Annotated in this window: 24 protein-coding genes and 2 riboswitches; of the genes, 11 read left to right on the top strand and 13 right to left on the bottom strand. The window is 71.8% G+C overall.

The genetic code is table 11. The features are described 5' to 3' along the window. Nucleotides 1–207 precede the first annotated feature (207 nt). The gene (locus tag LCD35_RS16030) at nucleotides 208–1,428 is read right to left on the bottom strand and encodes a CdaR family transcriptional regulator (protein WP_224959943.1); all 1,221 of its coding nucleotides are present in this window, start codon (nucleotides 1,426–1,428) and stop codon (nucleotides 208–210) included. Between the two features lie 155 nt (nucleotides 1,429–1,583). On the opposite strand from LCD35_RS16030, the gene LCD35_RS16025 reads away from it, so the two are divergent. Continuing rightward, nucleotides 1,584–2,261 (top strand): GntR family transcriptional regulator, encoded by a 678-nt coding sequence (locus tag LCD35_RS16025; RefSeq protein ID WP_224959945.1) that lies wholly within the window; start codon nucleotides 1,584–1,586, stop codon nucleotides 2,259–2,261. Nucleotides 2,262–2,554: 293 nt separating this feature from the next. Then, entirely contained in the window at nucleotides 2,555–2,689 is a 135-nt protein-coding gene (locus LCD35_RS29980; RefSeq protein ID WP_255615043.1) for an archaellin/type IV pilin N-terminal domain-containing protein, read from the top strand. A gap of 61 nt (nucleotides 2,690–2,750) precedes the next feature. Here the strand turns inward: LCD35_RS29980 and ligD are convergent, their stop codons facing one another. Further along, on the bottom strand, nucleotides 2,751–3,707 hold the full coding sequence (gene ligD, locus LCD35_RS16020; protein WP_374108088.1) for a non-homologous end-joining DNA ligase: 957 nt from the start codon (nucleotides 3,705–3,707) through the stop codon (nucleotides 2,751–2,753). 181 nt (nucleotides 3,708–3,888) lie between these two features. Here ligD and LCD35_RS16015 point away from each other — a divergent pair, with 181 nt between their 5' ends. The 4 genes from LCD35_RS16015 (at nucleotide 3,889) to LCD35_RS16000 (ending at nucleotide 6,815) form a co-directional block, all read left to right on the top strand. Next, nucleotides 3,889–4,650: a thioredoxin domain-containing protein gene (locus LCD35_RS16015; RefSeq protein WP_224959947.1), complete on the top strand. Its 762-nt coding sequence runs from the start codon at nucleotides 3,889–3,891 to the stop codon at nucleotides 4,648–4,650. Then, nucleotides 4,647–5,270: a vitamin K epoxide reductase family protein gene (locus LCD35_RS16010; protein WP_224959949.1), complete on the top strand. Its 624-nt coding sequence runs from the start codon at nucleotides 4,647–4,649 to the stop codon at nucleotides 5,268–5,270. Before LCD35_RS16015 ends, LCD35_RS16010 begins: the two co-directional genes overlap by 4 nt. 271 nt (nucleotides 5,271–5,541) lie before the next feature. Further along, a complete protein-coding gene (locus LCD35_RS16005; protein ID WP_308011308.1) occupies nucleotides 5,542–6,000 on the top strand; it encodes an ATP-binding protein in 459 nt (152 codons plus the stop codon). After that, the gene (locus tag LCD35_RS16000; RefSeq protein WP_224959952.1) at nucleotides 5,997–6,815 is read left to right on the top strand and encodes a SigB/SigF/SigG family RNA polymerase sigma factor; all 819 of its coding nucleotides are present in this window, start codon (nucleotides 5,997–5,999) and stop codon (nucleotides 6,813–6,815) included. Before LCD35_RS16005 ends, LCD35_RS16000 begins: the two co-directional genes overlap by 4 nt. 300 nt (nucleotides 6,816–7,115) lie before the next feature. Here LCD35_RS16000 and LCD35_RS15995 read toward each other — a convergent pair whose 3' ends face one another. Beyond that, nucleotides 7,116–8,018, bottom strand: a complete 903-nt coding sequence (locus LCD35_RS15995) for a M23 family metallopeptidase (RefSeq protein ID WP_224959958.1) — start codon at nucleotides 8,016–8,018, stop codon at nucleotides 7,116–7,118. A gap of 634 nt (nucleotides 8,019–8,652) precedes the next feature. On the opposite strand from LCD35_RS15995, the gene LCD35_RS30750 reads away from it, so the two are divergent. Both LCD35_RS30750 and LCD35_RS15990 read left to right on the top strand, forming a co-directional pair. Beyond that, the gene (locus LCD35_RS30750) at nucleotides 8,653–8,745 is read left to right on the top strand and encodes a putative leader peptide (RefSeq protein WP_373690029.1); all 93 of its coding nucleotides are present in this window, start codon (nucleotides 8,653–8,655) and stop codon (nucleotides 8,743–8,745) included. 174 nt (nucleotides 8,746–8,919) lie between these two features. Beyond that, complete coding sequence (locus LCD35_RS15990; RefSeq protein ID WP_224959960.1) at nucleotides 8,920–9,816, top strand: sulfite exporter TauE/SafE family protein; 897 nt, start codon at nucleotides 8,920–8,922, stop codon at nucleotides 9,814–9,816. Between the two features lie 476 nt (nucleotides 9,817–10,292). Here LCD35_RS15990 and LCD35_RS15985 read toward each other — a convergent pair whose 3' ends face one another. Next, entirely contained in the window at nucleotides 10,293–11,462 is a 1,170-nt protein-coding gene (locus LCD35_RS15985; protein WP_224959962.1) for an NAD-dependent epimerase/dehydratase family protein, read from the bottom strand. Nucleotides 11,463–11,754: 292 nt separating this feature from the next. Here LCD35_RS15985 and LCD35_RS15980 point away from each other — a divergent pair, with 292 nt between their 5' ends. Then, the gene (locus tag LCD35_RS15980) at nucleotides 11,755–12,225 is read left to right on the top strand and encodes a GtrA family protein (protein WP_224959964.1); all 471 of its coding nucleotides are present in this window, start codon (nucleotides 11,755–11,757) and stop codon (nucleotides 12,223–12,225) included. On the opposite strand, the gene LCD35_RS30490 is transcribed toward LCD35_RS15980, so the two are convergent. The 9 genes from LCD35_RS30490 to LCD35_RS15940 form a co-directional block, all read right to left on the bottom strand. After that, entirely contained in the window at nucleotides 12,191–13,030 is an 840-nt protein-coding gene (locus LCD35_RS30490) for a glycosyltransferase family 2 protein (RefSeq protein WP_308016923.1), read from the bottom strand. The two genes, LCD35_RS15980 and LCD35_RS30490, sit on opposite strands and share 35 nt — an antisense overlap. 11 nt (nucleotides 13,031–13,041) lie before the next feature. Beyond that, on the bottom strand, nucleotides 13,042–14,469 hold the full coding sequence (locus tag LCD35_RS30485) for a hypothetical protein (RefSeq protein WP_308011310.1): 1,428 nt from the start codon (nucleotides 14,467–14,469) through the stop codon (nucleotides 13,042–13,044). Next, on the bottom strand, nucleotides 14,466–15,371 hold the full coding sequence (locus tag LCD35_RS15970) for an NAD-dependent epimerase/dehydratase family protein (RefSeq protein WP_224959965.1): 906 nt from the start codon (nucleotides 15,369–15,371) through the stop codon (nucleotides 14,466–14,468). Before LCD35_RS15970 ends, LCD35_RS30485 begins: the two co-directional genes overlap by 4 nt. Nucleotides 15,372–15,567: 196 nt before the next feature. Then, a complete protein-coding gene (locus LCD35_RS15965) occupies nucleotides 15,568–16,005 on the bottom strand; it encodes an SRPBCC family protein (RefSeq protein ID WP_224959966.1) in 438 nt (145 codons plus the stop codon). Nucleotides 16,006–16,031: 26 nt separating this feature from the next. After that, nucleotides 16,032–16,862, bottom strand: a complete 831-nt coding sequence (locus tag LCD35_RS15960; RefSeq protein ID WP_224959967.1) for a phosphoenolpyruvate hydrolase family protein — start codon at nucleotides 16,860–16,862, stop codon at nucleotides 16,032–16,034. Beyond that, entirely contained in the window at nucleotides 16,859–18,070 is a 1,212-nt protein-coding gene (locus LCD35_RS15955) for a Tm-1-like ATP-binding domain-containing protein (protein ID WP_224959968.1), read from the bottom strand. The genes LCD35_RS15960 and LCD35_RS15955 overlap by 4 nt, the downstream gene beginning before the upstream one ends. Nucleotides 18,071–18,247: 177 nt before the next feature. Beyond that, nucleotides 18,248–18,400 carry a hypothetical protein gene (locus LCD35_RS15950; RefSeq protein ID WP_224959969.1) on the bottom strand — a complete coding sequence of 51 codons (153 nt, stop codon included), beginning with the start codon at nucleotides 18,398–18,400 and terminating at the stop codon, nucleotides 18,248–18,250. A gap of 102 nt (nucleotides 18,401–18,502) precedes the next feature. Beyond that, a complete protein-coding gene (locus tag LCD35_RS15945; RefSeq protein ID WP_224966923.1) occupies nucleotides 18,503–19,681 on the bottom strand; it encodes an acyl-CoA dehydrogenase family protein in 1,179 nt (392 codons plus the stop codon). 45 nt (nucleotides 19,682–19,726) lie between these two features. Continuing rightward, nucleotides 19,727–21,313: a long-chain fatty acid--CoA ligase gene (locus LCD35_RS15940; protein WP_225044403.1), complete on the bottom strand. Its 1,587-nt coding sequence runs from the start codon at nucleotides 21,311–21,313 to the stop codon at nucleotides 19,727–19,729. Nucleotides 21,314–21,535: 222 nt separating this feature from the next. Here LCD35_RS15940 and LCD35_RS15935 point away from each other — a divergent pair, with 222 nt between their 5' ends. Then, a complete protein-coding gene (locus tag LCD35_RS15935; protein WP_225044402.1) occupies nucleotides 21,536–22,168 on the top strand; it encodes a TetR/AcrR family transcriptional regulator in 633 nt (210 codons plus the stop codon). Between the two features lie 102 nt (nucleotides 22,169–22,270). Beyond that, nucleotides 22,271–22,399: riboswitch (glycine riboswitch) on the top strand. After that, nucleotides 22,400–22,498, top strand: a riboswitch (glycine riboswitch). A 118-nt stretch (nucleotides 22,499–22,616) separates the two neighbouring features. After that, nucleotides 22,617–23,729 (top strand): glycine cleavage system aminomethyltransferase GcvT, encoded by a 1,113-nt coding sequence (gene gcvT / locus LCD35_RS15930; RefSeq protein WP_224959974.1) that lies wholly within the window; start codon nucleotides 22,617–22,619, stop codon nucleotides 23,727–23,729. The last annotated feature ends 187 nt before the right edge of the window (nucleotides 23,730–23,916 follow it).

The following is a 23,916-nucleotide window of genomic DNA, read 5'->3' as shown; positions in this document are numbered from 1 at the left end:
TCAGAGTGTCGTGAGCGCTGCCACTTCCGCGCTATGCGCGACCGCCCAGACTTCGACGACGGTCGCTGTGCACTCCGCACAATCTCAGCCTCGGTCAGCACTCCAGGTGATCGAATCTCACGGTCGGTGAGATCCTAGCGCGCGCGACCCCGGAAAACCCGTGCCCCTCGCGGATAGCGGAAAAACGCGAAAAATTCGTTCCGCGGCTTAGTCGCGCAGCCCGTCCCGCAGGTGTAGTGCCGACAGCGCCAGCGACAGCGACACGTACGCGGCCCGGCCCTGCAGCGACCGCCCGATCAAGGTGCTGATCCGGTGCAGCCGGTTGAGCACCGTGTTGCGGTGGCAGTGCAGCCGCAGCGCCGCGTTCGCCGTGGAGCAGTTCTCCTCCAGCCACGCGGTCAGCGTCTCCAGCAGCATGTCCCGCTCCTTGACCGGCAGCTCCAGCAACGGCCCCAGCTGCGAGTCCAGCAGGCGTCGTGCCAGCTCAGGGGACTGCACCAGCAGCGCCTCCGGGTAGTGCCGGTCCAGCGACACCAGCTGCGCCGCCCCGTGCGGGACGGTGCCCATCGCCGTGACCGCGAGCTGGTGGGCCAGCCCCACCTCGGCGAGCCCGCGCACCTCCGGCGAGGCCGCGACCCTGCCGCGCGCCAGCGGCCGCAGCACGTCCAAGGCACCCGCCGGGTCCCGCTGCTCCAGCGCCACCAGCCCCACCAGTGTGTCCGCGCGCACTTGCCACACCGATCGGATGTGCACCCCGCCCAACGCATCGTGCTGGCCGCTGAGCGCGAAGCTGCCGTCGGCGCGCATCTCGGCGACCACGACCAGGTAGCGGCCGCCGGTGGGCAGGTCCAGCTCCTTCGCGGTCCGCTGCGCGAAGGCGGCGTCCCGGGCGCGGCCGCTGAGCAGGTCCTCCACCAGCGCGTGCCTGCGCTGGTCGTCGCGGCGCAGCCGCTCCAGCTCGGTGTTGCGGTACGAGGTGGACAGCGTCGAGGACAGCCCGTCGATCACCGTCCACATCGACGTCGCCGCGCCCAGCACCACGTCCGGATCGGCGCGATCGGCGTGCGCCTGCTCGACGATGGCCTCCCACACGATCCGGCCGCCGAGCCGGAAGGTGCGCAGCATGACCTCCAGCGGCACGCCCTGCTCGGCGCGGCGGCGGCCGATCTCCGCGGCCACGTCGTCGCCGTCCGGGTCGCCCGCAGCACCGCTGAGGATCTCCAGGACCCGTTGCAGGTAGCGGCGGCAGCCGTCGTAGAGGTCCTCGCGGGGCACCGGGCGGTAGTCGGTCCACTCCGGATTGTCGGTGAAGATCGCGCCCATCAACCGGCCGGCGAGCGCCTCGGCGTCCCCGAGCCGGGCCGCCGCCAGCGAATGCGTGATCGCGTGCCCCGGATCGGGCACCGGACGAGCGGGATCGGCGGCCACGTCCTGCGACGATACCCGCCGGACCACGAGCAGCGATCCGGTCGTACCGCCCGCCTGGTATCAAGTTCGCAGCAGCAACGCCGCGCGCGACGGGCGGCGCACCCCCAGCACGATCGAGCGGGGACGATCGAAATCAGGCGACGATCGAGAGAGCGATGCCCGGAGCAGGACTGCCCCACCGACGACCCCGCGCCCAGCTCTCCGACGAGGTGGCCTCCCGGATCCGCGACCGGATAGTGACCGGCCGGCTGCGCAAGGGCGAACACCTGCACCTGGAGCGGCTCGCCGAGGAGATCGGCGTCAGCGTCACCCCCGTGCGCGAGGCGCTGCTGGCGCTGCGCGGCGAGGGCTTCGTCGAGCTGGAACCGCGCCGCGGGTTCACCGTGCTGCCGCTGAACCGAAAGGACATCGAGGACACCAGCCGCGTGCAGGCCGCCATCGCCGGTGAGCTGGCCGCGCGGACCGCCGCGCTGATCAGCGTCGGGCAGCTCGCCGGGCTGGAGGAGGTGCAGGCCGAGCTGGAGCACGCCGGGCGGTTCGGCATCGGCGACGCGGCGGAGCTGGACCTGCGGTTCCACCACGCCATCTACGACATCGCCGATTCGGCGAAGCTCGCCTGGTTCGTGCAGCTGACGTCCCGGTACGTGCCGCGCGAGCTGCTGGCGGCCACCGAGGACCACGCGGAGACGACCGGGTCGGAGCACCGGGCGATCCTGCGCGCGCTGCACAACCGCGACCCGGAGGCGGCGCGGCGGGCGATGCACGAGCACCTCGCGCACCACGGCCAGGTCGTGATCCGGCGGCTGGACCAGCAGGGGTTCTGGGAGCGGTGACCGCCGTTGCGCGGTGGTCCGTCGGCGCTCCGCCACGACTCCGCACCGAGCCTTCCCTCACGTGGGCGAGACGGACGCCACCAGGGAATATTTCGGCCACGTAACGTATTGTCGGAGTGCGGCGACATGCCCTGTGGCAGTCGAGTTCGCGGCGACGTCTCCTCCACCGGAACCGGGGTCACCCCAGCAGGTCCCGAGGCGGTGGAGAACGGATCAGGCGGACCGCGCGTCCCCGGGACTCGGCGCCGAAACCAGCAGCAGATCCACTCCTCCAGAAAAGCGGGGCGCGAACCATGCAGATCAGCAGCCGCACCATCGTGTCGGTTGTCGGAACGGTGATGATGGTCCTGGCGACCGTCGTGCTCGCCGCATGGTCCCAACCTCAGCCCGTACCGCAGAACAGCGCGGTGGTCAGCGTCCTGAGGTGACGGGGACCGCGGCGGCCTGCCTCGGGCGAGCCCGGAACGCCGGGATCTCCGGAGGCAGGCGTCAGCCCTCCCGCACCACCTCCGACGCCGCCTTGTCGTTGCGCAGCCCCAGGAACCTCGGGTGCCGCAGCCGTCCGTCCGCCGTCCACTCGGTGAACCCCACCTCGGCGACGAGCTCCGGTTCCGCCCACCGCGCCTCCCGTTCCGGGATGCGGTCGGCGAACGGCGGTTCCCGCCGGGCCAGCGCGTCCAGCCTCCCCCGCAGCTCCCGCAGCGTCGCCTCGTCGTACCCGGTGCCGACCTTGCCCGCGTACCGCAGCTCGCCCTGCTCGAAGTAGCCGACGAGCAGCGCGCCGAAGCCGGACCGCGAGCCCTTCGGCTCGGTGAACCCGCCGACGACGAACTCCTGCTGCGAGATGCACGGGAGCTTCAGCCAATCCCGGGTGCGGCCGCTGCGGTACGGCCGGTCGGCCCGCTTCGCGATCAACCCCTCCCAGCCGCGGGCGCAGGCCTGTCGGTAGAACTCCTCGCCGTCGCCGCGCCGGTGCTCGGTGAGCCGCAGCGGTTCGGCGAACTCGAAGCACTCCGCCAGCAGCCGCTTGCGGATCCGCAGCGGCAGCCGGGTGACGTCCACGTCGCCGATCGCCATCAGGTCGAACAGGTAGTAGTGCACCGCCACCCCGCTGCGCCGGGCGGCCCGCGGGTCGGACACGTGCATCCGGTGCTGCAGCCTGGCGAAGCTGGTGCGGCCGCCGTCGAAGGCCACCACCTCACCGTCCACCACGAACCGGTCCGGCTGGGACCGCAGCGCGTCCAGCAGCTCCGGGTAGGCCGTGTCGACCCGGTTGTGGTTGCGCGACCACAGCACGGGGGCGCCGCCGGTGCGGGCCGCGACGACGCGCACCCCGTCGAGCTTGCGCTCGAACAGCCAGTCCGGATCGGAGAAGCGGGTCGCGGTGCGGGTGGCCAACGCGGGAGCCAGCCAGTCCCCCGTCCACCGCCGCAGCAGCGGGCGCAGTCCCGCGTCCACCAGGTCGAGCACATCGGACTCCGTCACCGATGCGGTATACCCGTAGTGGGCAGGGCGGTCCCGTGACCACCCGCTCTCTCACACTTTCGTGTTGGTGGGGGAAACTGGATCTCTCTGCCGCAGGTGCGGGAACACCCGCGCGAGCCGACCGCCGAAGGTGCACGAAGCGATGCCGAAGACAACGAACCCGCTGCTGAAGAAGAGCGGCCCCTCCACCAACATGATCTTGAGCATCGTGGTCGTGGTGGCCGCGCTGCTCGTCGTGGGCGGGATCCTGCTCTACTCCGCGGGCCAGAAGGACGACGCGAGCCAGGGCGGCAACGGCGCGCCCGACCTCAGCACCGTCGTCGCGCACCCCGACAGCAACAAGCTCTCCGAATCCCCCGACGGCAAGGTCACCGTCGCCGAGTTCCTCGACTTCCAGTGCCCCGCCTGCTGGCAGTACTACACGGGCGTGACGAAGCAGATCGAGCAGGAGTTCGCGGGCCGCATCACCTTCGTGAACCGGAACTTCCCGATCGCCAAGGCCCACCCGCTGGCGGAATCCGCCGCGAAGGCCGCCGAAGCGGCGGGCGTGCAGGGCAAGTACAAGGAGATGTACCACGCCCTCTACGACGACTACTCCGCCTGGGCCGTCGCGCCCGACGGGCAGAACGTGAGCGACGACGAGGCCCGTGCGGAGAAGGTCTTCGACCAGCACGCCCAGCAGCTCGGGCTCGACGTCGCCAAGTTCAAGGCCGACCAGGAGTCCCAGCAGGTCGCCGACCGGATCAAGAAGGACCAGGCCGACGCCAAGACCGCCGGGGTCGAGGGCACGCCCAGCTTCTTCATCAACGGCCAGAAGTGGGAGCCCAGCACGGACAAGGGCACCACGTACGCCGACGTCGTCAACCAGCTGCGGGACAAGCTGAACCAGGAGCTGGCGAAGTGACCGCCACCGAGCAGGCCCGCGCCGCCGCACCCGCTCCCGCGCACGCCCCCGCGCGCGGACTCGGCTGGCTGTACGTGATCGGCGGCGCGATCGGGCTCGTCAGCGCGTTCGCGCTCACCATCGAGAAGATCAACAAGCTGGGCGACCCGAACTACGTCCCGTCGTGCAGCCTGAACCCGATCATCTCCTGCGGTTCGGTGATGGACAGCGCGCAGGCCGCGCTGTTCGGCTTCCCCAACCCGCTGATCGGGGTGGCCGCGTTCCCGGCGCTGATGGCCGCCGGTGCCGCGCTGCTGGCCGGGCTGACCGCTCCGCGCTGGTTCTGGCTGGGCCTCCAGCTGGGCAGCACGCTCGGCGTCGTGTTCGTGCACTGGCTGATCGTGCAGAGCCTGTACGAGATCGGCGCGCTGTGCCCGTACTGCATGGTCGTGTGGGCCGTCACCATCCCGATCTTCTGGTACACCACGCTGCACGTGCTGCGCTCCGGCCACCTCGGTGGCGGGCGGGCGCTGGGCGCGGCGCTGGCCAAGTTCCACAGCTTCGCGCTGCTGGTGTGGTATCTGGTGATCGTGGTACTCGTGCTGCAGGCGTTCTGGTCCTACTGGATCAGCCTGGTCTAGCCGCTGCACGGGCGGCGGGCTGGAACACCCGTTTGCCCGGCCACCGCACCGGGTATGAGGTGACGGTGAGTAGTGGTAATCGCAAGCACCCGACCGGGCGACCGGCGGCCTCCGCGACGCGGATGCGCCGCGCGGCGGCACCGGCCGCACCCGAGCGCGGGGGCGTGTGATGCGATCAGAACCCGGTGCGCGAACGGGATCGGGAGTGCGGCAGGCAGTGCCGGGCTCCGGCCCCGGAACGAGATCTCCCAGCGCAAAGCGAGGTGTATCAGTGTCAGCACCACAGCCCGCCCGCGGTGAGCGGACCGCTCCGCCGCCGCGATCCGACTCCGCCCCGGCCGAATCCGTCGTCGAAGTGCGGGTGGCCGCGGACGCGTCCCAGCTGTCGGTCCTGCGGGCGGTGACCGGGGACCTGGCGATGCGCGCCGACTTCGACGTCGACTCGATCGCCGACCTGCGGCTGGCCGTGGACGAGGCGTGCTCCTCGCTGATCCGGCTCGCCTCGGACGGCAGGCAGCTGGTGTGCCGGTTCCAGACCGACGAGCTCGGGCTGAGCCTGTCCGCCTCCGTGGTCAGCGACCGCGCGCAAGGCGCCCGGGAGGACACCTTCAGCTGGCGCGTGCTCAGCGCGCTGACCGACAGTGTGTCAACCTCGGTGGAATCCGACGCGGACTCCGGCACCGGCCACTTGGTCCGCATCGATCTGACCAAGGGACGGGCCCACGAGTGAAGCAGGCGGATTCCGATCACGCCTCCCACTCGCGACATCAACGCTACGACGAACTGGCGCCCCTGTTCGCCGAACTCGCGGGTGTGGGGAAGGACGACCCGCGCCGGGAGCGGCTGCGGGACCGGCTGGTCACCGAGCACCTGCCGGTGGCCGAGCACATCGCTCGCCGCTTCAGCCATCGCGGCGAGGCGCAGGAGGACCTCACCCAGGTCGCCACCCTCGGACTGATCAACGCCGTGGACCGGTTCGACCCGGACCGCGGCGTCGACTTCCTGTCCTTCGCGGTGCCCACGATCATGGGCGAGGTCCGCAGGCACTTCCGCGACACCGGCTGGGCGGTGCGGATGCCGCGCAGGCTCCAGGAGCTGCACCTGTCGGTGTCCTCGGCCATCGCCCGGCAGTCCCAGGAGCTCGGGCGGGCGCCCACGCCCAGCGAGCTCGCCGAGCACCTCGGCATCAGCCGGGACGACGTGTTCCGCGGGCTGGAGGCCGGCAACGCCTACCGCAGCGCCTCGCTGGACGAACTGCTCACCGCGACCGACGAGATCCCGCTGGGCGCGGCCATCGGGTCCGATGACGCCGAACTGGCCGAAGTGGAGAACCGGGAGACGATCCGGCCGCTGCTGGCCGAGCTCGACGAACGGGAACGGCGGATCCTGGTGATGCGGTTCTTCCGCTCGATGACCCAGACGCAGATCGCCGAGCAGATCGGCATCTCCCAGATGCACGTGTCCCGGCTGCTCTCGCGCACCCTCGGCTGGCTGCGCGAACGGCTGGAGAACGCCGAAACCCCCGCCGAGTCCACGACGGACTGACGGGGGTCGGTCTTCCCGGTGGGAAGGCCACCCGAGGCACGGTCGGGGGTGACTCCGAACCTCGGGCGGCCGGTCTGGTGCCCGGCGGGGGGGGGGGGGGGGGGGGGGGGGGGGGGGGGGGGGCCGCCGGGGGGGGGGGGGCCGCGGGGGGGGCGGCCCGCCGCCCCCGCGGGGGGGGGGGGGGGGGGCGGGCGGGGGGGCCCCCCCCCCCGCCCCCGGGGGGGGGGGCCCCCCCCCCCGGGGGGGCCGGGGGGGGGCCCGGGGGGGCGGGGGGGGGGGGGGCCCCCCCGGCCCCGGGGCTCACTTCACGGAGATCCCGTGCTGCTGCAGCCACGGCAGCGGGTTGATCTTGCTGCCGCTCTGGATGACCTCGAAGTGCAGGTGCGGGCCGGTGGACTGGCCCTTGTTGCCGATCGTGGCGATCTTGTCGCCGGCCTTGACCTGCTCGCCGACGCTCACGTCGATCGTGTTCACGTGGCCGTAGACGGTGATCGTGCCGTCGTTGTGCTGCACCCGCACCCACTGGCCGAAGCCGCTGGCCGGGCCCGCGTTGATGACCTCGCCGTCGCTGACGCTGACGATCGGGGTGCCGATGCTGTTGGCGATGTCGATGCCCTTGTGGGTGCTGCCCCAGCGGGAACCGAAACCGGAGGTGAAGGTGCCGTCGGCGGGCTTGACGTAGCCGCCGCCCGCCTTGGCGGGCTGAGCCGCGGCCGGCTTCGCCGGGACCTCGGCCTCCTTCGCCAGCTCGGCCTTCTTCGCCGCGGCGGCCTTCGCGTCCGCGGCCTCCTTCGCCGCCCTCTGGTCGGCGGCGGCCTGGGCGCGCTGCTGGGCGATCTCGCGGCCCTTGGCCACCTTCTGCGCCTCGTCCTGCGCGGGCTCGGGGGACTGCTGCGGGAGCAGCCGGACCGCGGCCTCGGTCTCGGGGGTGCCGTTCACGGCGGCCGCGAGCTGCTGCTGCGCGGCGGCGTGCTGTTCGGCGACCGGGCGGACGGCCTGGTTCTCGTCGCTCTTGTCCGCGTTGGCGGCCAGCGGCTGGCCGACGGCGGCGAACGCGCCTGCCGCGACGACGGCCGCGGCGATCTTGTTCCGGGCGGGGACCCGGGAGTTGCCGCGCTCGGAACGCGGCCGGAAGGAGTTCAGCAAGGACTCCCGGAGAGCGGGCTTCGGGGTGTGGCCGCTCTCCTGCCGGTGCTTGGCCATGGTCGCCTTTCCGTCTTCGGGGGTGGTCCGATCGCTCCCGTCGGGGGTGCGGGCGGACTCTTCGGGGGCGAGTCCTGTTCGTGATCGAACCGTGATGTTCTCAGCGAAAAAGGTAGCTCCGGGTCATCGGCAGCATCAAGCGATAGCCCTTTAGGTGGATGTACAGCTCGCAATCAGCCGCAAGTCGCACACTTTGCGTGACTGAAATAGATGACCATCCGATAACGTTCGTGATCTTCCGGGGCCGATCACCGACTCCGGCGAGGCACCGGCGGGAGAAGATCGACGACTCGCCGCGATCACGTCCGCGCGATCGGTGATTCCTCCTGGGCACGGAGCCGGCGACCACGCAGCGCAGCCCATCGGTCACGGAGGTCCGCCGCGGACCGCCCGGAACCGCGGGCGCCCCGCGACCCAGCAGCGAGAAGGGCGCACCGACCCCGGCACCGAAGGCCCGGTGGGTCACCGACCAAGACCGCGAAGCCCCGAAAGTGGTCTTGCGCACAAGCACCGCCACCAAGGCCCCTCACCCGGCTGTCGACCTCAAGTAACCGGCGAGTAACCACGAGCCCGGAACCTCCCGCACTCTGGGAAGCTCGTATCGCACGAAGGTTTGATCTGATTCACTGACTGCATGACGCGTGGTGACCAGTGGGGCCTGCTTGTCCAGCGCCTGCACGTCGACCTGCTGCGCGTCAGCTCCGCGGGATGTCGACCCCGCAGCTGAACACCCGCACGGCCGCCGCCCGCATCCGGGCGCGCTGAGCCGCGGCGACGGCGTCTCCCCTGCCCGGCAGGTCTCCCGACGCGTCCGCCCGCGCCCGAACCGACCCACCGCACCACCCCGGCGCCCGCGCGCGCGAAGAACGGGGTGCTCGCGCACGCCACCCACGGAGAGATCGTGCAGACCTTCTTGATCTTCGCGCTCGGCGGATTCATCGCCCAGCTCGTCGATGGTTCCCTCGGCATGGCCTACGGGGTGACTTCCACGACCATCCTGCTCACGGCCGGGCTCACGCCCGCCGTGGCCTCCGCCTCGGTGCACCTGGCCGAGATCGGCACCTCCGCCGCCTCCGGCCTCTCGCACTGGAAGTTCGGCAACGTCGACTGGCGGGTCGTGCTCATCCTCGGCGTGCCCGGGGCCGTCGGCGCGTTCCTCGGCGCGACCGCGCTGAGCAACCTGTCCACCGAGGCGGCCGAGCCGTGGATGTCCACCATCCTGCTCGTGCTGGGCCTGTACGTGCTGCTGCGCTTCGCGCTGCGCCCGCTGCGCCGCAAGCAGCTCACCGGGGTGAGTTCGAAGCTGCTCGCGCCGCTCGGGCTGGTCGCGGGCTTCGTCGACGCGACCGGCGGCGGTGGCTGGGGTCCGGTGGCGACCCCCACGCTGCTGAGCACCGGCAAGGTCGAACCGCGCAAGGTCGTGGGCTCGGTGGACACCAGCGAGTTCCTCATCGCGGTGGCGGCCAGCCTCGGTTTCATCATCTCGCTGGCCGACGAGCCGCTGTCCTGGGCGACGGTGGGCGCGCTGCTGATCGGCGGCGTGATCGCCGCGCCGCTGGCGGCCTACCTGGTGCGGATCGTGCCGATGCGGCTGATCGGCGTGGGCGCGGGCGGGCTGATCGTGCTCACCAACGCCCGCACCCTGATCAAGGCGTTCGAGCTGCCCGCGCCCGCGGTGATCTACGCGGTGATCGTGGTGGCCTGGGTCGCCGCGCTGGCGTTCACGGTGGCGCAGATCGTGCGCGACCGGCGGGAGGAGCTGCCGGAGGAAGAGGCGAGCGAGCCGGTCGGCAGCTGAGCGCGCGCAGCACGACGCCCGTCCGCGACAGGGGTTCGCGGGCGGGCGTCGTCATGCGGGTCGCTCTCGACCAGAGGTTGTGCGGCTACCGGTGACACACGGAGCGTCAGCTTTACCCACGTGTCGTATCGCGTGAGTCATACGAAAGGGCTACGGTTCGGTAGGCCGTGTGGAAGCCCCCCGACACGCGGTAGGCGCCCCGGGTGCGAGAGTGCCGTGCATTCCCGCGCCCGGGACGCCGCTCCCCGTACCTGCGGCCACCGACATGGCCGCGTCATCTCCACCCGGGAACCGGGGGAACGGCCGGTTGAACCCCCATCGGCGGGCGACCGGCACCACCGATGAAGCATCAACGACGCGTGGCTTCAGTGTGCACGCGAAACTTGGAATATTCCAGGCCTTTCAGTGCACAGTTGGGCTACGAACCGGGGGACGGCGGCCCCGCGCGCCTCCGTCACCGTGACGGCTCCGCCCGCTCAGCCGTCCGCGCGCATCGGGCTGGAACCGGTCCGCCACTGCACCGTCGGGCGCATCGCCGCGAGGTCCACCCGGTCCACGTGCGCCTTCGCGATCCCGAACAACGAGTCGATCAGCGTGTTCGACAGCAGGTGCGGCTCCAGGCCCAGCTCGACCAGCCCGGTGTGCACCACGTTGTAGTGGTGCTCGGACTGCTCGACGCGCGGGTTCTCCAGGTGCTCGACCTCGACGCCGCCGTCGAAGCAGTTCGCGACGACCTTCGCGATCTCCCCGACCGAGAAGCTCTCCGTCATCTGGTTGAACACCCGGAACTCGCCGGCGTCCGCCGGGTTCTCCGCCGCCAGCCGGATGCACTCCACGGTGTCCCGGATGTCGATGAGCCCGCGGGTCTGCCCGCCGCTGCCGTACACCGTCAGCGGGTGGCCCAGCACCGCCTGGATGACGAAGCGGTTCAGCACCGTGCCGAAGATCGCGTCGTAGTCGAAGCGCGTCGCCAACCGCGGGTCCCGCGCCGTCTGCGGCGTCTCCTGCCCGTACACCACTCCCTGGTTGAGGTCGGTGGCGCGCAGGCCCCAGATGCGGCAGGCGAACTCGATGTTGTGGCTGTCGTGCACCTTGCTCAGGTGGTAGAAGGAGCCCGGCTTCTTCGGGAACAGCATCCGGTCGGTCCGCCCCTTGTGCGTGACCTCCAGCCAGCCTTCCTCGATGTCGATGTTCGGCGTCCCGTACTCGCCCATCGTGCCCAGCTTCACCAGGTGGATCGACGGGTCGATCTCCTGGATCGCGAACAGCACGTTGAGGTTGCCGACCACGTTGTTCTGCTGGGTGTAGACCGCGTGCTTGCGGTCGATCATCGAGTACGGCGCGGCGCGCTGCTCCGCGAAGTGCACGATGGTGTCCGGGCGGAAGTCCCGCACCATCTCGTAGGTGAAGTCCGCGTCGACCAGGTCGCCGTAGTAGGACTTGATGCTCTTGCCCGACACCTCGTGCCACGCGTCGATGCGGGTCTGCATCGGCTCGATGGGCACCAGGCTCTGCACGCCCATCTCGTGGTCGTAGCCGCGCCGGGCGAAGTTGTCGGCCACCGCCACCTCGTGGCCGCGGTCGGACAGGTGCAGAGCGGTCGGCCAGCCAAGGTAGCCGTCGCCCCCGAGGACGAGGATTCGCACGCCTTCTTCTCCTCTACGTTCATCGCGGCGCCACCGCCGGTGGGAGGACCGCGGTGGCAGTTCTTCTCCGGGCACCCGAACGCCCGGACCCGATCGGCACGGTAGGAATGCGCTGCCAGGCGCGATGCACGAGCCCGCCCCGACAACATCGGGAATGCTCTCATCCTTCCGCCCCGGAACGAAGAGCCGAACGCACAGCCGGGCGGAGAGGAAGGGCACGCGGCGCGCACCGGTATCGTGCGGCGCGACGCCCCGCGCCCGGACGCGGAGGCACGGCGGGAAGGACGCGGCAGTGCAGCAGGCCACCGACAGCGCAGCTTCGCGGCGCGGCCACTACTGGCGGCTGATCAGCAGGTTCGCCGCGGCTTCGGTGGTCGCCACCGGCCTCAGCCAGCTCGTGTTCGTCGGCTCCTACGCGGCTTGGGCGCAGCCGGTGGTCGCCACGGTGCTGGCGTGGCTGGCGGGGGCGGTGCCGAACTTCGTGCTCAACCGCCGCACCTGGGGCGGTGGGGGCCGCGCGGCGCTGCGCGGGGAGATCCTGCGCTACGCGGCGCTGTCGATCGGCACCGCGCTGCTGGCGGCGCTGGCCACCAGCGGCGCGGAACGGCTCGCGGTGCACGCGTTCCCGCACGACCGCCTCCCGCAGGTGGCGATCGTGTGGGGCGCGTTCCTCGGGACCTACCTGGTGATGTTCGTGGTGAAGTTCCTGATCATCGACCGGTTCATCTTCACCGCTCGGGAACGGCCGCCGCGGGCTCGTTGATCCGCTCGGCGGCCGGGCGGTCCTGCGGCAGCGGAGCGGAGCGGCGCTCGCGCAGCCAGGTACCCAGCACGACCTTGGCGTAGCTGTAGCCGTAGAGCAGGTTGCCGCCCTTCTTGCTCTGCCCGGCGGCGCGGACCAGCATCGTCATCGGCTTCTCCAGCACCCGGTAGCCGCGGGCGAGGACGCCGACCAGCAGCTCCGAGGACTGGTACTGCCGCTGTTCCAGGCGCACCGAGTTCGGCACCTCGATCTTCATGGCCCGGAAGCCGAACGAGGTGTCGGTGATCTTCTGCCGGGTCAGGGCGCTGACCAGCCAGGCGAACACGTGGGTGCCGGCGCGGCGCACCAGGTCGGTGCTCTCGGTGCGGCCGAGGGTGCGGGAGCCGGTGACGAAGTCGGCCTCGTCGTCGATCAGCGGCTGCAGCAGCTCGGGCAGCTCGGCGATGTCGTACTGGCCGTCGGCGTCGGTGGTGACCAGGTAGCGGGCGCCGCGTTCGGCGGCGAGCCGGTAGCCCAGCCGCAGCGCCGCGCCCTGCCCGCGGTTGCGGGGGGCCACGCAGGTCAGCGCGCCGTGGCGCAGCGCGACCTCGGCGGTGTCGTCGGTGGCGCCGTCCACGACGACGAGGGTGTCCACGTCCAGCCCGCAGCTCTCGGCGGGCATCCCGTCGAGCACTGCGCCGAGCGCGTCCTGCTCGTCGTAGGCGGCGATGAGCACGACCACCGAGGCGAACCGGCGGTCGCCGTAGCGCTCGGCGAAGCCGTCGAGGGCGGCCCGGTCGACCTCGTCGGGGAAGGTCGTGGACATGGTGATCTCCTTCAGGTGTTCGTCGAGTCGGACGAGCGGGTCGGGCCGGTGATCGCGGTGAGGGCGAGCCCGGCCGCCAGCGGCAGCAGGACGAGGCCGGGCAGCTGGTAGCGCCACGAGAACTCCATCGCCGCGGCGGTGGCCAGCACCGTCGCGGCCAGCCCCGCGGGCAGCAGCACCACGGCGCGCAGCCCGCTGCGGCGGGCGCGGCCCGCCCCGAGCACGGCCGCCGCGGACAGCAGCAGGCAGCCGCCGAGCACGATGCCCGGGGTGTAGCCACCGCCGAGCTGGTAGGCGCGCAGGAACCCGGCGATCCCGGGATCGGCGCGCAGCGTGCCGTCGCCGTGCAGCTCGGCCCACTCGGTGACGTACCAGGGGTCGGCGTACATCGGGTACTCGGTCTTGAACTGCCAGCGGTGCAGCGGCACGTCGCCCGGGGACTGGGTGCGGGTGGGCGCGAAGCCCTTGAGGAAGTCGTGCACGAAGCCGCCGAGCACGTCGAACGGCTGGTGCAGCAACACCTTGCGCGCCATCCCGCTCTGCGCGGCGTTGAGGTCGAAGTCGTCCGGCAGGGTGCGCGTGTTGGCGGGCACGTGCCAGAAGTGGATGTAGAAGTCGATGCCGTTCGCGGCCCGCGCCGACACCGGCTCGTTCGGGCACACCACCGCTTCATCCGGGGTGAGCCCGAGCGCGTCGCAGTCGGCGACGGCGGCGGTGCGCCCGAAGACGACGCTGCCGGTGGAGCCGCCCAGCGCGGGGCTCCCGGTCCACGCCAGGTGGTACATCGCGTAGCCGAACAGCACTCCGGCGAAGACCCCGGCGAGGGCTCCGGCGGCGCGCAGCCGCGGCCGCCAGCCGTCCCGCGGCCGCAGCCCGGCGGCCAGCAGCACGAACGCCACGGCCGGGACGACCAGCGTCAGGCCCACCAGCCGCACCAGCACCGAAGCGGCCAGCACCAGTCCGGCGACCGCGGCGGTGCGCGGACCGGGCACGCCGCGCCAGGCGAGCACGAAGATCACGGCCAGCAGCAGGACCTGGAACAGCAGGTCCGACATGATGTTGTGCTCGATCTGCACCTGGTAGGCGTCCAGCAGCACCGGCGCGGTGGCGAGCGCGGCGATCCAGCGCCGGGCGCCGAACCGCAGCAGCAGCACGTAGATCGCCACGCCGAGCGCCAGCCCCAGCAGGTGCTGCACCGCCGCCACCAGCGCCAGGTTCCCCACCAGCAGCAGCGGCCCGAGCAGCAGGACCTCGTAGCCGACGGGGTTGATGCCGCCGGGGTAGAACACCCCGAGGTCGTCGAGGTAGCGGAACGAGTCGATGTAGAGCAGCGCCGGGCGGTAGGCCAGCTGCGCGAGCACGCGCAGCACCACGCCGCCGATCAGCAGCAGCGCGAGCAGCCAGTGCGCGCGGAGGAGCCGCGCCGGCGCCGCGGTCACGGCGCCCCGGTGGCCGCGCGGAAGTCGTCCCACACGGTCCGCAGCCCGTCGGTCAGGTCCACCGAAGGCGCGTAGCCGAGCTCGCGGCCCGCCTTGGCGACGTCCACGATCACCGCGGGCATCTCGCCGTTCTTGGCGGGCACGTGCGTCACGGGCAGCGGTGCTCCGGTGGCGGCGCGCACCGCGTCGATCAGCTCCAGCACCGAGATGGAGCGCCCCGAGCCGATGATGGCGGTGCCGCCGTACTCCTTGTCGCAGGCGGCGAGGATGCCCTGCACCACGTCGTCGACGTGCACGAAGTCGCGGCTCTGCGCACCGTCGCCGTAGACCTCGACGCCCTCGCCGGCCAGCGCGGCGCGCATCAGCCGGGGGATGAAGCTGTCCTTGCGCCCCATGCCGGGCCCGTAGATGTTGGTGAACCGCAGCGCGGTGGTGGCGATGCCGTAGGAGCCCGCGTAACCGGACAGCAGCATCTCGCAGGCGGCCTTCGTCGCCCCGTACGGCGTGAGCGGGCGCAGCGGGAGGTCCTCGGAGATGGTGCCGTGCCCGATGTCGCCGACGACGGCGTTGGTGGAGGCGAGCACGAACCGGCCGACGCCGCGCCGCCGCGCGAGTTCCAGCAGTTCCTGGGTGACCTCGACGTTGGCCCGGTAGGTCTCGGCGGGCTGGTCCACGGAGCGCAGCACCGAGGTGATCGCGGCGAGGTGCACGATCGCGGTGGTGCCCTCGGTGACGGCGGCGTCCCGGACCGCGGGGTCGGCGAGGTCGCCCGCCACGTGGGTGATGAGCTCGCCGGGTTCCGCGGGTTCCTGAACGTCGACGATCGTGACCGGGGTGCCGCGTCCGGTCAGCGCGCGGACGACGGCGCGGCCGACGAAGCCGGAGCCGCCGGTGACCACCACCCTGCCGTTACTCTGCGTCCCGGAAATCTCGGGGGCCGTCGCTCGTTCGGGGGTTGTCTCCTCGCTTGGCACGGCTGAACTCTAACGGGCCGCCGCCGAGAGCTGTCGGCTAGCCCACACCGGTCGTCCACCGAATGGCAGCTTGCGCGACCCCCGTCCGTGCGCAGCGGGAGCGCCGCGGTCCGGCGCCGGGCGGTCAGCCGGCGTAGTGGTCGGCGAGCGCCTTGAGGCCCGCGCCGAAGACCCCACCGCCGAAGATCTCGTCCAGCTGCGCCTCGTGCGCCGCCTCGGCGTCGTAGTCGGCGTACCACTCCACGAACGACTCGCCGGTCGCCGTGATCGGCAGCACCCGGATGGTGCTGCGGTACGAGCGCACCGGGAACGGGCCCTCGGTGATCTCGTAGGTGCAGGAGCGGGCGGCGTCGTCGAGGCCCACGAGCCGTTCCCGCACCACTCCGCCGTCCCCGACGACGAGCCTGCGCACGGCGCCGAGCTCCGCCGGGGACGCGCCGCTCTCCACCTCGCTGGAACCGATGCCGGGGTGCCAGCGGGGCAGCCCGCCGAAGTCCCGCACCAGCGCCCACACCTCGTCGGCCGCCGCCGGGACCACCCTGCTCGCGTAGGACCGCGCCATCACGTCCTCCTCGTCGTCGTGCGCCGTCAGCGCTTGAGGTTCTTGAACTCCCTGGTGCGTTCGGTCAGCGCCTGCTCGACCGGGAGTCGTTCCATGCTGCTGGCCCCGTAGAAGCCGTGGCAACGCTTGGTGCGGCCCAGCACGTAGGCCGCGTCGGCCGGGGTGGCGATGGGACCGCCGTGGCACAGCACCAGCACGTCCTCCCGCACGTCGGCGGCGGCCGCGGACCACTCGTCGATCAGCGCCACGCAGTCGTCGAGGTCCTTCGCGGTCTCCGCGCCGATCGATCCGCCGGTGGTGAGGCCGAGGTGGCACACCACGATGTCGGCTCCGGCGGCCGTCATGGCGCGGGCGTCCTCGGCGGAGAACACGTACGGCGTGGTGAGCAGGTCCGCTTCCCGGGCCGCGGCGACCAGGTCGACCTCCAGCCGGTAGCTCATCCCGGTCTCCTCCAGGTTCTCCCGGAAGGTGCCGTCGATGAGCCCGACGGTCGGGAAGTTCTGCACCCCGGCGAAGCCGAGTTCCCGCAGCCGCGCCAGGAACGGCCCGGTGAGCAGGAACGGGTCGGTGCCGTTGACCCCGGCGAGCACCGGGGTGCGGTGCACCACCGGCAGCACCTCGCTCGCCATCTCCACCACGATCTCGTTGGCGTTGCCGTAGGCCAGCAGCCCGGCGAGCGAACCGCGCCCCGCCATCCGGTAGCGGCCCGAGTTGTACAGCACGATCAGGTCGATGCCGCCGGATTCCTCGCACTTGGCGGACAGCCCGGTGCCCGCGCCGCCGCCGATGATCGGTTCGCCCCGATCGGCCATGCCCCGGAATCGGCGCACCAGGGTCTCCCGGTCGAACCGCGTCATGCCCGTCCTCCTCGCGCGCGGACCTCGTCGAAGGCGCCGAGCAGCGCTTCGACGAAGCGGTCGTCGTTGATGTCGTGCGGGACGCGCACCAGGCGCCGCTGCTCGGTCTGGTGCACCTCCGCCTCCAGGGTCTCGAACAGGGCCCGGTCGGCGGCCGGGTCGTGGAAGGGCTGCCCCGGGACGTCCAGCAGCGAGACGCCGCCCTCGGGCAGCAGGAACCGCACCGGACCGGTGCAGGCGTTGAGCTTCGCGGCCAGGAACCGGGCGATCTCGCGGCATTCGTCCGCCGTGGTGCGCATCAGCGTGACCTGCGGGTTGTGCTCGTAGAACAACCGGTTCCGGTACCGCTCCGGCACGGTGTCCGGCGCCCCGAAGTTGACCATGTCGAGCGCGCCGCAGGAGCCGACGTAGGGCACGCCGCTGCGCGCGATCGCGTCCAGCCGGGTCTCGCCCGCGCTCATCACTCCCCCGGCGACCAGGTCGCACACCTCGGTGGTGGTGATGTCCAGGACCGCTTCGACGAGCCCGTCGGCGACGAGCTTCTCCATGGCGCGGCCGCCGGTGCCGGTCGCGTGGAACACCAGCGGGTCGTGGTCGGTGGCGAGCCGGTTCGCGGCCTCGGTGACGCAGGGCGTGGTCACCCCGAACATCGTCAGCGCCACCGCGGGCAGCTGCTCCACGGCCGGCACGGTGTTGCGCACGGCCCCGGCCAGCGCGTGCGCGGCGTTGCCGAGCACCTGGCGGGAGATCCGGTTGAGCCCGGCGACGTCGGTGACCGCCGGGAACATCGCGATGTCCGACGCGTCCACGTAGGACGAGATGTCACCGGAGGCCACCGTCGAGACCACCAGCTTCGGCACCCCCACCGGCAGCGCCCGCAGCGCCGGGGTGATCAGCGCGGTACCGCCGGAACCGCCCAGGCCCAGCACCCCGCCCACACCGCGTCGCGCGCCGAGCCACCGCTCGAACGCCAGCGCCATCGCCACCACGGCCGTGCCGCGATCACCGGTGAACACCGCCGCGGCCCCGCGCGGGTGCGCGGCGGCCACCTCGGCGGCGGACACGTCGGGGGCATCGGCGGACTCCGCGCCGGACGTGCCCACGTCGACGGTGATCACTTCCACGCCCGCGTCGGCGACGAGCCCGGCGACGTAGCGCAGCTCCGCGGCCTTCGTGTCGAACGTGCCCACCACGTAAGCCCGGCCCATCGCACCGCCCCTGCTCCCGGAATCAGCCCGCGAGAACCCTACTGCCGATCCGGCCCCGGCACAGCCCGTTGATCACGGTTCACCGGCCGGGTCCGCCACCGGCGCGGCACGATCCGAGCACCGGGTCCCCGCACGACGACGGCCCCCGGGTGCGCCGGGGGCCGTCGTGGGGGTGCGTCACTTGCTCTTGCCACCGCCGAGGAAGCGGTTCTTCACCTGCTCGATCTTGGCCTTGTTCTTCGGGTCGCTCGCGTACCGCTTGGCCTGGTCGATCGCCTTCTTGCCCTGCGGGCTCTTGGCGAAGTCGGTCACCTTCTTGAACAACGACATAGCAGCTCCCAGTCGGGCCGGTCGATCACGCTGCACCCAGGTTACCGGCGAATCGGACATCCGATCGAGGGTGTGACCGGGCCGATCCGCCGCGTCGCCGGATCAGCCGAGCACCCCGCCGACCTGGGCGTGCCCCTTGAGCAGGTTGCGGGCGATGGTGCGGCGCTGGATCTCGTCGGTGCCCTCGAAGATGCGCAGCAGCCGGATGTCCCGGTACCAGCGCTCGATGGGCAGCTCGCGGGTGTAACCCATGCCGCCGTGGATCTGCAGCATCCGGTCCACGATCTCGTTCGCCCTGGTGCCGCCGTAGAGCTTCGCGATGGACTGCGCGTGCCGGGAGTCGGCGCCCTGGTCGACCTGCCACGCGGCCTGCAGCACCAGCCAGCGCAGCGCCTCGATCTCCACCGCCGAGTCCGCGATCATCCACTGGATGGCCTGCCGGTCGGCGATGGGCGCCCCGAACGTCTGCCGGTTGCGGGCGTAGTCCATCGACATCTCCATCATCCGCTCGCAGCCGCCGAGGGCGCGGGCGGGCAACAGGTAGCGGCCGCGGCCGATCCACTGCATGGCCAGCTTGAAACCGCCGCCGACCTCGCCGAGCACGTTCTCCTCCGGCACCCGGACGCCCTCGAAGACCAGCGCTGCGGGCTGGCGGTCCCACTCGCCCATGATCTCGATGGGCTCCGACTTCCAGCCGGCGTCCCGGTCGGCGAGGAAGCAGGTGACGCCGCCGTCGGCGCCCTTCTCCTTGTCGGTGACGGCGAAGACCATGGTGAAGTCGGCGTCGATGCCGCCGGTGATGAACGTCTTCTCCCCGTCGATCACCCACTCCGAGCCCTCCTTCCGGGCCGTGGTGCGCAGGTTCTTCGCGTCCGAACCCGCGCCCGGCTCGGTGATGGCGAAGCAGGACTTGCGCTCGCCCTCGATGGTGGGCACCAGGTAGCGCTGCTTCTGCTCCTCGTTGGCGTGGTAGAGGATGTTGTCCGCGTAGCCGCCGAAGCTGAACGGCACGAAGGTGCGGCCCAGCTCGATCTCGATCAGCGCGGTGAGCACGGCGGAGAGGTTCATGCCGCCGTACTCCTCGGGCGTCTGCACGCCCCAGAACCCGGCGTCGCGCGCCTTCTTGCGCAGTTCGGCCAGCTCCTCGCGGGTGAGGCCGCGTTCGTGGTCGCGCTCGCGGCGCAGCACCTCCGGCTCCAGCGGCACCAGCTCGCGCTGCACGAACGTGCGCACCCAGTCGCGGATGTCGCGTTCGGTCTCGGACAGGGAGAAGTCGACCATCGGTGGCGGGTCCTTTCGGCGAGGTCGGTGTGGCGAGGTCGGGGCTCAGGAGGATTCGGCGATGCGGCTGCGCAGTTCCCGCTTGAGCACCTTGTGGCTGGGACCCAGCGGCAGCTCGTCGACGAACACGACGCGGCGCGGGTACTTGTGGTGCGCGGTCTGCTCCGCGGCCCAGGCGATGATGGCCTTGCCCAGCGCCTCGTCCGGGTCCTCACCGCGTTCGGGCACCACGACCGCGCACACCTCCTCGCCGCGCCCCGGGTCGGGCAGGCCGATCACCGCGCACTGCGCGACGGCGGGGTGCCGGATCAGCAGCTCCTCCACCTCGCGCGGGTAGATGTTGTAGCCGTTGCGGATGATCAGGTCCTTCTTGCGGTCCACGATGGACAGGTAGCCCTCGGCGTCCTTGACGCCCATGTCACCGGTGCGGAACCAGCCGTCGACGAGCGCCGCCGAGGTGGCCTCCGGGTCGTCCAGGTACCCGGCGAACACGTTGTGGCCGCGGACCACGACCTCGCCGGTCTCCCCGGCGGGCAGCAGTTCGATCCGGTCCTCCACGGACGGTTCGGCGATCTCGACGTCGATGCCCCACAGCGCGTGCCCGACGGTGCCTGCGCGCGGCCCGAACGCGGGCTGGTTCACGGTGGCCGTCGGCGAGGTCTCGGACAGCCCGTAGCCCTCGTGGATCGGGGCGCCGAAGCGCCGCTGGAACCGCTCCAGCACCGCCACCGGCAGCGCCGCGCCACCGGACACGCACATCCGCAGCGAGGACAGGTCGTCGTCCCCGGCGGCCTCCAGCATCCGGATGTACATGGTGGGCACGCCGTTGAGCTGGGTGATGCGGTGGTCCCGGATGAGCCGCAGCGCCTCGGCCGGGTCGAATTTGGGTTGCAGCACCAGCGTCGCGCCCGCCCGGAACGTGGTGTTCAGCGAGACGGTCTGCCCGAAGACGTGGAACAGCGGCAGGCAGCCGAGGATCAGGTCCTCGCGGCGGGTGTCGTTGGCGTCGAAGGCGTTCACCGTCGCGTTGAGCACCAGGTTCAGGTGGGTGAGCACCGCGCCCTTCGGCCGGCCGGTGGTGCCGCTGGTGTAGAAGATCACCGCGGGGTCGTCGGGCGCGCGGGTGGCGAAGGAGCGGACCGGTTCGGCCGCGGCCGCCGCCTCGCTCAACGAGTCCGGGGTCTCCGGGCCGGGCACCGACGGGCCGATCGAGACCAGCGGGATGCCGGCGCGGCGCGCCGATTCGGCGGCGAGCGCCAGCTGGCTCGTGTGCCCGACGACGAGCTTCGCGCCGGAGTTGCGCAGCAGGTACGCCGCCTCGTCCGGGACCAGCAGCAGCGGAACCGGCACCACGACCGCGCCCGCGGTGAGCACCGCGTAGTAGGCGCGCACGAAATCGATCACGTTGGGCGCCACGATCGCGACCCGGTCGCCCGGCTCGATCCCGCGAGCGCGCAGCGCGGCCGCGTGCGCCCGGACCTGCTCCCACAGCTCGCCGTAGGTCACCCGCTGCTCGCCCTCGACGACCGCGGGGTGCGCCGGGCGCAGCCGCGCCGGCTCGGCGAGGACCGAGGCGAGCGACAGCGTGGTGTGCGGCTCGACCCGCTCCGGGGACTCGTCGTCGTTGACCATCGTCCACCTCCGTGAGGATGTCGCCGGTGCGGGCGGCACGGTCGTCCGCCGTTGGACACCTGACGACTAACGTCGTTAGTTTTGGACTCTAGGACCACCCCGCGCACCGCGGCAAGAGCCGCGCACCGGACACTGATCGACACGATCCGCAGCGGACGCGGACGGGCACGGCGCCCACCGAGGGGGCGCCGACCGGCAGCGGGCGGCAGGCAGGAGCGCGGCATGGGCAGACCCAAGAGCCCCCAGCTCACCCGCGAACGCATCCGCGAACACGCGCTGGCGATCATCGACGGCCAAGGCCTCGAAGCGCTGTCCATGCGCAGGCTCGCCGACTCCCTCGGCGTCCGCGCCGCCTCGCTCTACAACCACGTGGCCACCAAGGAAGCGCTGCTGCACGACGTCGCCGACGACGTGATGGGCACCGTCGACACCAGCGGGTTCGACATCGACTGGCCCACCGGCCTCACCCGCTGGGCCCGCTCCTACCGGGCCGCGCTCGCCGCCCACCCCAACCTGGTGCCGTTCATGGCGTCCGGACCGGCCCGCCGGGAGACCTCGCTGCGCCGCGCCGACGCCGTGCACGGCGGGCTGACCAGCGCGGGCTGGCCGCAGCGGTACGCCACGATGATCGGTGCCTCCACCAAGTTCCTGGTGCTCGGTGCGGCGATGGGCTCGTTCGCGGGCGGGTTCGTCGACGACGCCGAGGTCTACGACGAGCGGTTCCCGCACCTGCACGGCGCCCACCTGCTGCGCGAGCACGCCGCCGAGATCGACGACGACAGCTTCGAACTGGCGCTGCGGGCGCTGGTCGACGGCCTCCGCGCCCAGCACGCCCGGCTGTTCCCGCAGCGCTGAACTCCGCGCGCGGCGACGGGATCACGCTCACGTTCGGTTGACTGCGCTGTGTGATCTCCGTAGCGTTCCGGAGCACAACACAACACCGGACTACAACGCCGACGACGTCGTGCGGGAGAGTCTGCGCCCCGCCAGGAGCCCCTGGTCCGTGCAGGATGCGATTCCTGGGTGCAGCGCCGAAGGAGCAATCCTCCCCACCAAACTCTCAGGCCCCGCTACCGCGCGACAGCAGGCGATCACGGAGAAAAGCAGGGACCCGTGTCCCTCGCCCACGGTGCAAGCCGCCCTCGTGCGCGGTGAAACTCTCAGGCCAATGACTCCGGGGAGACCGGCAGCGCACGCCCGCGCCCATCGCCGTCGGAGGACCCCGGATATGGTTTCTGCTGGAAGTGGCCGCAACCGGTCCCCCTCGGACGTGATCGGTGCCCACCAGGAGGAGTTCCGCACCATGACGTCGTCGCCCCCCGCTCCGCGACGGACACCGCTGCACGAGGTCCACGAGTCCCTCGGCGCGCACTTCACCGACTTCGCGGGCTGGCGGATGCCGGTCCGCTACTCGGGGGACACCGCCGAGCACCAGGCGGTGCGGACCGCGGCCGGGTTGTTCGACCTCTCGCACATGGGCGAGATCGAGATCAGCGGCCCGGAGGCGGCCGCGGCGCTGGACCACGCGCTCGTCGCGAACGCGTCCGCGATCACGGTGGGTCGCGCCCGCTACACCATGCTGTGCAACACCGAGGGCGGCGTGCTCGACGACCTCATCGTCTACCGGCTGGACGAGCAGCGGTTCCTGGTGGTCGCCAACGCGGCCAACGCGGCCGTGGTCTCCGCCGAGCTCGCCGAGCGCATCGCCGGGTTCGACGCCGCGCACCGCGACGTCTCCGACGAGTACGCGCTGATCGCCGTGCAGGGACCGGAGTCGGTGTCGATCTTGGCGCCGCTGACCGGCACCGACCTGTCCACCGTGAAGTACTACGCCGGGTATCCCAGCGAGGTCGCCGGGAAGCAGGTGCTGCTGGCGCGCACGGGCTACACCGGCGAGGACGGCTTCGAGCTGTTCACCTCCCCCGCGGACGCGCCCGCGGTGTGGCGCGCGCTGACCGACTCCGGCGCCGAGCGCGGACTGGTCCCGGCGGGGCTGTCCTGCCGCGACACGCTGCGGCTGGAGGCGGGCATGCCGCTGTACGGCAACGAGCTGTCCGCCTCGCTCACCCCGTTCCACGCGAACCTGGGGCGCGTGGTGAAGCTGGACAAGCCCGGTGACTTCATCGGCAAGGCCGCGCTGGCGCAGGTCGCGGCGGCTCCGACGGAGCGCACCCTGGTGGGGCTGCGCACCGACGCGCGCCGCGCGCCCCGGCACGGCTACCCGGTGCTCGCCGACGGCGCCGAGATCGGCGAGATCACCAGCGGCGCCCCGTCCCCGACGCTCGGTCACCCGATCGCGATGGCCTACGTGGACCGCGCGCACAGCGCGCCCGGTACCGCGGTGCAGGTCGACATCCGCGGCAAGTCCATCGACGCCGAAGTCGTGGAACTGCCGTTCTACCGCCGCAAGGCCTGACACACGCCCGCAACGGGCTCTCGAAACCTTGACCGGACCGCGCCGGACCCGTCCGGCGCAGCCCAGATCGAACACCAGGAGGCAATTGCTCATGTCGACACCGGACCTGTTCAACGACCGGCTTGCGGTGGTGGATCCGGAGGTGGCCGCTGCTGTGGGGGCGGAGCTGGGTCGTCAGCAGAACACG

This window comes from Saccharopolyspora sp. 6V (genome assembly GCF_020176785.1).
Lineage (GTDB): Bacteria > Actinomycetota > Actinomycetes > Mycobacteriales > Pseudonocardiaceae > Saccharopolyspora_C > Saccharopolyspora_C gregorii.
Note: the sequence above shows the minus strand (reverse complement) of the source record. Positions and strands in the feature narration are given on the sequence as shown.